At 73.7% G+C, this 9,872-nt stretch carries 9 protein-coding genes and 1 pseudogene; 7 read left to right on the forward strand and 3 right to left on the reverse strand.

Going from position 1 to position 9,872, the window contains the following annotated elements:
* The 5 genes from G3I40_RS23410 to G3I40_RS23430 form a co-directional block, all read left to right on the forward strand.
* Positions 1–275, forward strand: a 275-nt coding sequence (locus G3I40_RS23410; protein WP_275410216.1) for a nucleotide-binding domain containing protein, incomplete at its 5' end; no start/stop codon positions are given.
* 92 nt (positions 276–367) lie between these two features.
* Positions 368–853 carry an Lrp/AsnC family transcriptional regulator gene (locus G3I40_RS23415; RefSeq protein ID WP_164304091.1) on the forward strand — a complete coding sequence of 162 codons (486 nt, stop codon included), beginning with the start codon at positions 368–370 and terminating at the stop codon, positions 851–853.
* A 34-nt stretch (positions 854–887) separates the two neighbouring features.
* On the forward strand, positions 888–1,619 hold the full coding sequence (locus tag G3I40_RS23420; protein WP_164304092.1) for an HAD family phosphatase: 732 nt from the start codon (positions 888–890) through the stop codon (positions 1,617–1,619).
* A 261-nt stretch (positions 1,620–1,880) separates the two neighbouring features.
* Positions 1,881–5,012: a carboxyl transferase domain-containing protein gene (locus tag G3I40_RS23425; protein ID WP_164304093.1), complete on the forward strand. Its 3,132-nt coding sequence runs from the start codon at positions 1,881–1,883 to the stop codon at positions 5,010–5,012.
* Between the two features lie 30 nt (positions 5,013–5,042).
* Positions 5,043–6,047, forward strand: a complete 1,005-nt coding sequence (locus G3I40_RS23430; RefSeq protein WP_164304094.1) for a Ppx/GppA family phosphatase — start codon at positions 5,043–5,045, stop codon at positions 6,045–6,047.
* Positions 6,048–6,075: 28 nt separating this feature from the next.
* On the opposite strand, the gene G3I40_RS23435 is transcribed toward G3I40_RS23430, so the two are convergent.
* From G3I40_RS23435 to G3I40_RS23445, 3 genes are all read right to left on the reverse strand, one after another.
* Entirely contained in the window at positions 6,076–7,134 is a 1,059-nt protein-coding gene (locus tag G3I40_RS23435; RefSeq protein ID WP_164304095.1) for an LLM class flavin-dependent oxidoreductase, read from the reverse strand.
* Positions 7,134–7,664 (reverse strand): SRPBCC family protein, encoded by a 531-nt coding sequence (locus G3I40_RS23440; RefSeq protein ID WP_164304096.1) that lies wholly within the window; start codon positions 7,662–7,664, stop codon positions 7,134–7,136. Before G3I40_RS23440 ends, G3I40_RS23435 begins: the two co-directional genes overlap by 1 nt.
* A 95-nt stretch (positions 7,665–7,759) precedes the next feature.
* On the reverse strand, positions 7,760–8,257 hold the full coding sequence (locus tag G3I40_RS23445; protein ID WP_164304097.1) for a helix-turn-helix domain-containing protein: 498 nt from the start codon (positions 8,255–8,257) through the stop codon (positions 7,760–7,762).
* 168 nt (positions 8,258–8,425) lie between these two features.
* Here G3I40_RS23445 and G3I40_RS23450 point away from each other — a divergent pair, with 168 nt between their 5' ends.
* Positions 8,426–9,283 carry a MoxR family ATPase gene (locus G3I40_RS23450; protein WP_164304098.1) on the forward strand — a complete coding sequence of 286 codons (858 nt, stop codon included), beginning with the start codon at positions 8,426–8,428 and terminating at the stop codon, positions 9,281–9,283.
* Positions 9,280–9,872 (forward strand): annotated as a pseudogene (locus tag G3I40_RS23455) (hypothetical protein); the annotation flags it as partial. The gene G3I40_RS23450 and the pseudogene G3I40_RS23455, both read left to right, overlap by 4 nt.

Genomic DNA, 9,872 nt, shown 5'->3' on the forward strand with positions numbered 1-9,872 from the left:
CGGGCCTCGCCGTGCGGGTGCGGGACCTGGTGGCCGGCGGCGCCGTCGACGCCCTCGTCCTGACCGGCGGCGAGACCGCCGCGGCCGTCCTCGCCGGCCTCGGCGCCGACGGGTTCGACCTGCTCGACGAGCCCGAACCCGGGATCGCGCAGGGCCTGTTGACGGGCGCCCGGCGGATCCCCCTCGTCCTCAAGGCGGGCGGCTTCGGCGACGACGCGACGCTGCTGCGGCTGCACCGGGGGCTGATCGGCACGCCCCTGGACGGTGTCGCGTAAGGAAACGGCCCGGCCCAGGAAACGGCGGACCTCCTGAGCCATTGGTACAGTCGGCCGGGTCCGAACGTGTCCTCGAAGGAGCCCGCAACCCCATGGCCGTGGACCAGCTCGACACCCGCATCCTGCGGCTCCTCCTGGAACAGCCGAGGACCAGCGTCCGCGAGTACGCCCGGATCCTCGGCGTCGCCCGCGGCACCCTGCAGGCGCGGCTCGACCGGCTCGAACGGGACGGCGTGATCACCGGCGTGGCCCCGTCCCTCTCCCCCGCGGCCCTCGGCCACCCGGTGCTCGCGTTCGTGCACATCGAGGTGACGCAGGGCCACCTGAGCGAGGTCGGGGACGCCCTGGCCCAGGTGCCGGAGATCCTGGAGGCGCACTCGATCACCGGCGGCGGCGACCTGCTGGCCCGGGCCGCGGCCCGCGACGCCGGTCATCTGGAGGACGTGGTCCAGCAGCTCAACCGGCTGCCCGGCGTGGTCCGCACCCGCACCGAGGTGGCCCTGCGCGAGCGGGTCCCGCACCGCCTGCTGCCGCTGGTCGAGGCGATCGGCCGGGCGGCGGCGAAGGACCGCGGGTGATCGCCGCGGCCGCTGTTCCTGCATGCTGGAAGGTATGAACGCCCCGCACCACGGCTCCCTGGACGAGACCACGTACCACTTCGGCGACACCGCGGTCGTCTTCGATCTCGACGGCACGCTCGTCGACAGCGAGCCCAATTACTTCAAGGCGTCCCTGGGCACCCTCGCCCGCTACGGCGTCACCGACTTCACCTGGGCCGACCACGAGCTGTACGTCGGCATCTCGACGCTGGAGACCATCGGGATCTGGCAGTGCAGGTACGGCATCGAGGCCCCCGCCCTGGACCTCCTCGACGACCTCAACGCCCGCTATCTGGAGCTGGCCCGCGCGGACACCCACGTCTTCCCGCAGATGCGCCTCTTCGTCGAGCGGCTGCACACCGCGGGCGTGCCGATGATCGTGGCGTCGGGCTCGTCGCCGGAGGCGATCGAGGCGATCCTGACCGGCACGGGCCTCGGCGCGCAGCTGACGCGGTACGTCTCGGCGGACGAGGTCGCTCTCGGCAAGCCCGCCCCGGACGTGTTCCTGGAGGCGGCGCGCCGCCTGGGCGTGGTTCCGGCGCGCTGCGTGGTCCTGGAGGACGCGGCGCCGGGCGCCGCCGCGGCGCACGCGGCGGGCATGCGCTGCATCGCGCTGCCGTATGTCGCCGCGCAGGCCGACGACCCGGCGTTCACCACGGCGGACCTGCTGTTCAAGGGCGGCCAGGAGGAGTTCACCGCGCGGGCCGCGTGCGCGTGGCTGGAGCGGTCTGCCGCGTCCGCCTGACCGCGGTCGCACGGGGGACCCGGCATCGGCGTGACCCGACCTCGCACTCCTGGCTTGTCGCGGGCTATCCGCGTACGTCTGCGGCGAGTCGGGGAGCACGCCCCGTGAGGACATCGCCGCCCGTGCCGCGCCGGACACCGTGGTGGCCGCGGCGAGGCTGATCGGGGCCCGCCGGACCTGAACCGCACGGCGCACAGTTGACGTTGACGTCAGTGTCAATGAGCATGACGGGCCCGACCACGAACGTCCCCGGAGGGGCTCATGGGGTGTGCCGCCGTACTCGTCGCCAACCGCGGGGAGATCGCCGTACGCGTCCTGCGCGCCGCCGCCGAGAGGGGACTGCGCACGGTCGCGGTGCACGAGCCCGGTGACGAGGCGCACGTGCGGTACGCGGACGAGGCCGTGCCGCTGGCGGCGGGCGGATATCTCGACGCGGCGGCGCTGGTCCGTGCCGCGCGCCGGGCGGGATGCGGGTACCTGCACCCCGGGTACGGCTTTCTGAGCGAGTCGGGTGATCTCGCCCGGCGCTGCGCCGAGGCAGGTGTCACCTTCGTCGGGCCGCCGCCCGAGGCGCTCGACCTCTTCGGGGACAAGACGCGGGCCCGCGCCCTCGCGGTGGCCGCGGATGTGCCGGTGCTGCCCGGCACGGACGGCGCCACGAGCCTGGAGGAGGCACGGGCGTTCCTCGCGGACGGACCGGTGATGGTGAAGGCGCTGGCCGGGGGCGGCGGCCGCGGCATGCGGGTGGCGCGTACCTCCGAGGAGCTGGACGCGGCGTGGGAGCGGTGCCGTTCCGAGGCGCAACAGGGCTTTGGGCGGCCCGAGTTGTACGTCGAGCGGCTGTGGGAGGGAGCCCGGCACATCGAGGTGCAGATCGTCGCCGACGGGGCCGGCACGGTCGGGCACCTGTGGGAGCGGGACTGCAGCGCGCAGCGCCGCCACCAGAAGCTGATCGAGATCGCCCCGGCGCCCGCGCTCGACCCCGCGGTGCGCGACCGGCTGGTCGACGGCGCGCTCCGGCTGGCCCGCGCCGCCGGGTACCAGGGCCTCGGCACGGTCGAATTCCTGGTCCGGGGAGGGGAGTTCGTGTTCCTGGAGGCGAATCCGCGGCTCCAGGTGGAGCACACGGTGACGGAGGAGGTGACCGGGGTCGACCTGGTCGCGGTGCAGTTGCGGATCGCGGCGGGCGAGCGCCTCGACGCCCTGGGCCTGGCCTCGCTGCCGCCCGCGCCGCGCGGCTTCGCGGTGCAGGTGCGGGTGAACGCGGAAGTGACGGCGCCGGACGGGACAGTGCGGCCGTCGGCCGGCCGGATCACCCGGTTCGACGTGCCGACGGGGCCCGGCGTGCGCGTGGACACGGCGGCGCGGACGGGCACGGAGATCGGGGCGCGGTACGACTCGCTCCTCGCCAAGGTCGTCGTCCATGCCCCGGCCGACGGATTCGAGGCGGCGTGCGCACGGGCACGCCGGGCCCTCGACGAGTTCGCGGTGGACGGCGTGGACACGTCGATCCCCTTGCTGCAGGCGCTGCTCGACCATCCCGGGTTCGCGGCAGGCGGCATCGACACCGGGTTCGCCGAGCGGCATCTGGCGGAGCTGGCGCCGCCCGCGACGGCGCGGCGACCGGCTCCTGCGGGCACGGTGGCGGCCCCCATGAGCGGCATCGTGGTCACCGTCGAGGCGGAGCCCGGAGAGAGCGTCGCCGCGGGCGCCACGCTGCTGGTCCTCGAAGCGATGAAGATGGAGCACGTCGTGCGCGCCGCACGCTCCGGTGTCGTACGTGCCGTGCGCGCGGCCGTCGGGGAAAGCGTCGCGGAGGGCGCCGAGTTGATGCTGCTCGACGTGACCGACGACGGACCGGCGCGACAGGACGCGGCGGACGAGGTCGACCCGGACGCGGTGCGGGCCGATCTCGCGCTGGCCCTGGAGCGACACGCGTACGGCCTGGACGCGCACCGGCCCGAGGCCGTGGCGAAGCGGCACGCGGCGGGGCGGCGCACGGCCCGCGAGAACATCGAGGACCTCTGCGACCCGGGCACGTTCACGGAGTTCGGGGCGCTCGCGGTGGCGGCGCAGCGCCGGCGCCGGTCGCTGGACGACCTCCTTCGCTCGACGCCCGCGGACGGCATGGTCACCGGCACCGGCAGGATCGGCGGCGCCCCGGCCGTCGCCATGTCGTACGACTACACGGTGCTTGCCGGGACACAGGGGCTCAACAACCATCGCAAGACGGACCGCATGCTGCACCTGGCCGAGGAACGCGGCCTGCCCGTCGTGCTGTTCGCGGAGGGCGGGGGCGGCCGGCCCGGCGACACGGACACCACGTCGGTCGCCGGCCTGGAGGTGACCACGTTCCATCGGATGGCCCGGCTCAGTGGGCAGGTGCCGCTGGTGGGGATCGCTTCGGGCCGCTGTTTCGCCGGGAACGCGGCGTTGCTCGGCTGCTGCGACGTGGTGATCGCGACGCCGGAGGCGACCATCGGCATGGGCGGCCCCGCGATGATCGAGGGCGGCGGACTCGGCGTGCACCGGCCCGAGGACGTGGGCCCGCTGTCGGTACAGGTGCCGAACGGGGTCGTCGACCTGCCGGTCTCCGACGAGGCGGAGGCGGTGCGCACGGCCCGCGCGTATCTCTCGTACTTCCAAGGCGGTCCCGGGAGTTGGGAGGCGCCGGACCAACGGCTGCTGCGGCATGCGGTGCCGGAGAACCGGCGTCGCGCCTACGACGTCCGGACCGCGATCGCGGGGTTCGCCGACACCGGGTCGGTGCTGGAGCTGCGGCGCGCCTTCGGCGTGGGCATCGTCACGGCCCTGGTCCGTGTCGAGGGCCGGCCGATGGGGCTGCTCGCGAACAATCCCTCCCATCTGGGCGGCGCGATCGACCGGGACGCGGCCGCCAAGGCGGCACGCTTCCTGCGGCTGTGCGAGGCGTTCGGGCTTCCGGTCGTCTCGCTGTGCGACACCCCGGGGTTCATGGTCGGCCCCGAGGCCGAACGCACGGGGACGGTCAAGGAGTTCGCCGATCTGTTCATCGCGGGCGCGCGGCTCACGGTGCCGCTGGTCTGCCTCGTGCTGCGCAAGGCGTACGGGCTCGGCGCGATGGCGATGATGGGCGGGTCCACGCGGGCGCCGCTCGCGACGGCGGCGTGGCCGAGCGGCGAGTTCGGCGGGATGGGCCTGGAAGGCGCGGTACGGCTGGGCTACCGGCGCGAGCTGGAGGCGATCGACGATCCGGCCGAGCGGGACGCGGTGTTCGCGGCGCACGTCGCCGAACTGTACGAGCACGGCAGGGCGGTGAACGCCGCGGCGGCGCTGGAGATCGACGCGGTCATCGACCCGGCCGGGTCGCGCGCGTGGGTACTCGCCGCAATGACCTCGTCAACAGGGCTTTGATCAGGGCGTTTTCGGGGTACGCGGACGATCATGCGAATCAGTGTGGTGGATGTCGGGTCGCACACCGTGCGCCTTGCGATCGCGGACGTGCGGGACGGCGCACCGCTGCCGGTGCACACGACCAAGAGCCGATTGCGGCTGGCGGAGGAGGTCGACGGCGAGCGAAGACTCGGCGCCCGGGCCGTCGAGCGGATCGTCGAGGCGGTCGCGGACGCCTGCGCGGAGGCCGAGCGCTGGGGCAGCGACGAGCCGTTCGTCTTCGCCACGGCCGTCGTGCGGGACGCGCCGAACCGGGACGAGGTGCTGAGCGCCGTGGAGCAAGGCACGGGGGTACGGCTGCGGGTGCTGCCCGGTGAGGTGGAGGCCGAGCTGACGTTCCTCGCGGCGCGGCGCTGGATGGGTTGGCGGGCGGGTCCGCTGGGTGTCCTAGACATCGGCGGCGGAACCCTCGAAGTGGCCCTGGGCCGGGGCAGGTTGCCGGACTTCGCGGTGTCGCTGCCGCTGGGCGCCCGGCGGCTGACCCGGGACCATCTGCCCGGCGCGGACGTCCCCACGGAGGCGGCCCTCAAGGAGCTGCGTCGCCATGTGCGCCACCAGTTGCGGGACGTCGCGGCGCGGGTGCGCTGGGAGGGGCCGATCACGATGACCGCCACGTCCCGGACGTTCACCCAGCTGGCCCGGTTGTGCGGGGCGCCCGCGGGCCGGCACGGACCGTTCGTCGGACGCTCGCTGACCCGCAAGGCGCTGCGCTCGGCGGTCGCGGAGCTGGCGTCGCTGCCCGCGGGGCGCCGCGCCGAACTCCCCGGCATCTCGGCCCCGCGCGCGTCCCAGTCCCTGGCCGGCGCGCTCGTCGGTCACACCGCGATGAAGCTGATGGACATCCGCGAACTCGTCGTCTGCCCCTGGGCGGTCCGGGAGGGCATCTTGCTGCAACGGATAGAGGGGGAGGCGCAGGGGTGGTCGGACCGCCTCGCCCCGGCGACCCAACCACCGGTCACCGGGGCGAAGTTGAGACTGGCGGCGCCACCGCAGTGACCAGGTGACATGACGGCGCCGACCGCTCTCACCCGGCGGCGCCGTCGACCTCCCGCACCAGCTCGATCGCCCGCCCCAGCGTGGCCAGGCGGGTGTCCAGCGTGTCGCCCGCCGGGTACAGCCGCACCGTGTCGACCCCGGCGTCCCGCCACACCGTCAGCCGCGCCCGCACCATGTCCTCGGTGCCGATGAGGGTGGTGGCGAGGACCATGTCGTCGGTGACCAGGGCGGCCGCCCCGTCCCGGTCGCCGGACTGCCAGCGCTCGCGCACCGCCGCGGCGACCTCGGCCCAGCCCTGCCTGCTGTAGGCCTGGTTGTAGTAGTTGGTGGTGGCGGAGCCCATGCCGCCGAGGCTGAACGCGAGCTCCTTCTTGCGGCTCGCGACGATCGCCCGCAAGGACTCCTCGTCCTCGGCGAAGTTCACCTCCGCGCCCTGGCAGACGTCGAGGTCGGCGCGGGTGCGGCCGGCCGCGGCGAGCCCCGCGTCGAGGTGGTCGAAGTAGGCCTCCTTGGCTCCCTCGGGCACGAAGCTGGTGCCGAGCCAGCCGTCGGCGACCTCTCCGGTCAGCCGGAGCATCTTCGGCGACAACGTGGCCAGGTAGATGGGCAGTTCGTGCTCGGCGCGCAGGGACAGCCGCATGGGCCGCGCGTCGCCGCCGGGCAGCGGCAGCGTGAACTCCGCCCCGTCGTGGACGAGTTTCTCGCCGGCCACGGCGCTGCGTACGATCTCCACCGTCTCCCGCATCCGCGCCAGGGGCCGTGCGAACGGCACCCCGTGCAGCCCCTCGATCACCTGGGGCCCGGACGGTCCGAGGCCCAGCAGGAAGCGGCCCTCGGAGAGCTGGGAGAGGGTGAGGGCGGCGCGGGCGATGGCGACCGGGGTGCGGGTGGCGAGCTGGATGATGCCGGAGCCGAGCAGCATCCGCTCGGTGCGGGCCGCCAAGTAGCCGAGCGGGGAGGGCGCTTCGGAGCCCCAGGCCTCGGCGACCCAGCAGATGTCCATGCCGAGTTTCTCGGCCTCGGTCACGAAGTCGACCGTCTCGCGCCAGTTCCCGCCGGACGCCTCGATCGTCGTCGACGTACGCATCACCGTGCGGCCCCTTCCGCTTCCTCGGCCAGTGCCTTCAGGGCGTCGAGCGTGACGCCCATGTTCCGCTCGAACTCCCGCAGCCGCACGAAGACGATCTTCTGTTCCTTCTCCGGCATCCGGTCGATGGCGTACGAGAGTCCGGAGCGGCCGGGGCCGAGCTGCATCCACTGGGTCAGCTCCGTGGCGGCCCCGTCGTCCAGCGCGTCCAAGCTGAAACGCCATACGGCGCTGGGCAGTTCGGGGTCCTGGACCGCCCAGGCGAACACGCGCGGCGCCGCGCACTGCACGACGTACGACGTGGTCTGCCAGGTGCCGAGCGACGGGTGTGCGCTGCGGCCGAGGAACTGTGCGCCGACCGCGGGGCCCCGGGACTCCCCCAGCCACTCGACCGACTGCAGTTCCTCGCTCAGGCGCGGCATCAGACCGATGTCGCTCACCAGCTCCCACACTCGCCGCGGCGGCGCCTCGACCCTGCGCCGCACCTCGACGGTCGGGGTGTCCGCGTACCGCGCGCCCGTCCACTCCATCGTGGCCCACCTCTCTGCTTCTCCGGCCCTGACCACGAGAGTTTCGTAGATGGACTGACTACGTCAAGAGGGACGCGGCAGACCTGACCGTGGCCTCAGCGGGTGAAGCGCTCCCGGATGTCGGGGCGCTCGGCGAGCCGCTTCGGGTAGCCGGGTCCCATCCGGGGCCGGGTGTCGGCGGCGGTCATCGGCTCGCCGCAGTCGGCGCACACGACCGCGGCCTCGCTGTGGTGGCCGCAGCGCTCGTGCTCGAAGACGACGGGCGCGCCCGCCTCGCCGGACAGCCAGCGGTTGCCCCAGGCGTTCATGGCGGCGAGCACGCCGAAGAAGTCACGGCCCATCTCGGTGAGCACGTAGTCGTGGCGCACCGGCTCCGTCTGGTAGGCGCGCTTCTCCATCAACCCCGCGTCGACGAGCCGGCGCAGCCGCTCCGCGAGCGTGGTGCGGGCGATGCCGAGCTCCTGCTGGAAGCCGTCGAAGCGGGTGATCCCGTAGAAGGCCTCGCGCAGCACGAGCGGCGTCCACCAGTCACCGAGGAGATCCATGGTGCGGGCGATGGAGCAGGGCCAGCCGGCAAAAGAAGTGCGCCTCATGCGGCCAGGATACGAAAGGCGCACAAGTGGGTCCCTGTACGAGACTCAGCAGACGGCCGCCGGGGGCGGCGGGACGTGACGTTCGCCATGAACCGCGCCCGGTGGTTGTGGCGGCCCCCGCGAGCTGATCAGCTGGGGCGTCCGCAACGCACCGAGCTGGAGGCCCCGTTGTTCACTTCCGTGGACGATGTCACCGCGCGCCTGGCCGAGACCGGTTACCTGGCCTCGCCCGCCGTCGCGACCACCGTCTTCCTGGCGGCCCGACTCGGCAAGCCGCTGCTCGTCGAGGGTCCGGCGGGGGTCGGCAAGACGGAGCTGGCGAAGGCGGTCGCCGCGATCAGTGACGCGCGGCTGATCCGGTTGCAGTGCTACGAGGGCGTCGACGAGTCGCGCGCCCTGTACGAGTGGAACCACGCCAAGCAGCTGCTGCGCATCACCGCGGGCCGCGACGAGACGTGGGACGAGACCCGCACGGACATCTTCAGCGAGGAGTTCCTGCTGTCGCGCCCGCTGCTCACCGCGATCCGCGGCGACGACGCGAAGGTCCTGCTCATCGACGAGATGGACAAGGCGGACGTGGAGGTGGAGGGCCTGCTCCTGGAGGTGCTCTCCGACTTCCAGGTGACGGTGCCGGAGCTGGGCACCCTCAGCGCCACCCGCCGCCCCTTCGTCGTCCTGACCTCGAACGCAAGCCGCGAGCTGTCGGAGGCGCTGCGCCGGCGCTGCCTGTTCCTCCACATCGGCTTCCCCGAGGAGGAGCTGGAGCGCCGCATCGTCGCACTGAAGGTGCCGGAGCTGGACGCGGTGCTCGCCGAGTCGCTGGTGCGGGTGGTGGGCGCGCTGCGCGCGATGGACCTGCGCAAGGTGCCGTCCGTGGCGGAGACCGTCGACTGGGCGCGCACGCTGCTCGCGCTCGGCGCGGACCGCCTCGACGAGGAGGTCGTGCGCCAGTCCCTCGGCGTCGTCCTCAAGCACCAGGAGGACGTGGCGACGGCCACGGCCAAGCTCGACCTGGACGCCGTGTGAGCACGCCGTCGGTCGCGGACCGGGTGACGTCCCTGGTACGGGCGCTGCGCACGCACGGCATCCGGATCGGCACGGGCGAGAGCGTGGACGCGGCGCAGGCGGTGGCGGAACTCGGCCTCGACAGCCGGGAGCACCTGCGCGAGGGGCTCGCGGCGGCGCTGCTGCACGACCAGGGCCAGCGCGCGGTCTTCGACCCGGTCTTCGAGCTGTACTTCCCGCGCGCCGTCGACGTACCGGGCCCCGGGCCCGAGGAGTTCGACCGGGACGCTCTGCGCGACCGGCTCGCCCGAGCGCTGGCGGCCAACGACCGCGCGGGGATGGCCCGGCTGGCGGCGGAGGCGGTGGACGGGCTCGGTGGGTACGGCGCGACGCCGGGATCGGACGGCTACTCCGCGCAGCAGACGCTCGACCGGCTGCGCCCGCAGACCCTGCTCGCCCGGGTCATGGCGGGGCTGCGCGCGGCCGGCGACCCGGCCTCCTTCACCGACCGCATCGAGGCCGACGAGATCCGGCGCCGCATCGAGGAGTTCCGCGAGCAGGTGCGCGGCGAGGCCCGGCTCCGGGTCGCGCAGCGGCGCGGCACCGACGA

It is taken from the genome of Streptomyces sp. SID14478 (assembly GCF_010548525.1).
In the GTDB taxonomy this organism is placed as follows: Bacteria; Actinomycetota; Actinomycetes; order Streptomycetales; family Streptomycetaceae; genus Streptomyces.

Bases quoted from the DNA above. Each gene is read 5' to 3' on its own strand.
- G3I40_RS23440 (WP_164304096.1), bottom strand. From the start codon at position 7,664: ATGGAGTGGACGGGCGCGCGGTACGCGGACACCCCGACCGTCGAGGTG.
- G3I40_RS23420 (WP_164304092.1), top strand. From the start codon at position 888: ATGAACGCCCCGCACCACGGCTCCCTGGACGAGACCACGTACCACTTC.
- G3I40_RS23415 (WP_164304091.1), top strand. From the start codon at position 368: ATGGCCGTGGACCAGCTCGACACCCGCATCCTGCGGCTCCTCCTGGAA.
- G3I40_RS23425 (WP_164304093.1), top strand. From the start codon at position 1,881: ATGGGGTGTGCCGCCGTACTCGTCGCCAACCGCGGGGAGATCGCCGTA.
- G3I40_RS23430 (WP_164304094.1), top strand. From the start codon at position 5,043: ATGCGAATCAGTGTGGTGGATGTCGGGTCGCACACCGTGCGCCTTGCG.
- G3I40_RS23435 (WP_164304095.1), bottom strand. From the start codon at position 7,134: ATGCGTACGTCGACGACGATCGAGGCGTCCGGCGGGAACTGGCGCGAG.
- G3I40_RS23445 (WP_164304097.1), bottom strand. From the start codon at position 8,257: ATGAGGCGCACTTCTTTTGCCGGCTGGCCCTGCTCCATCGCCCGCACC.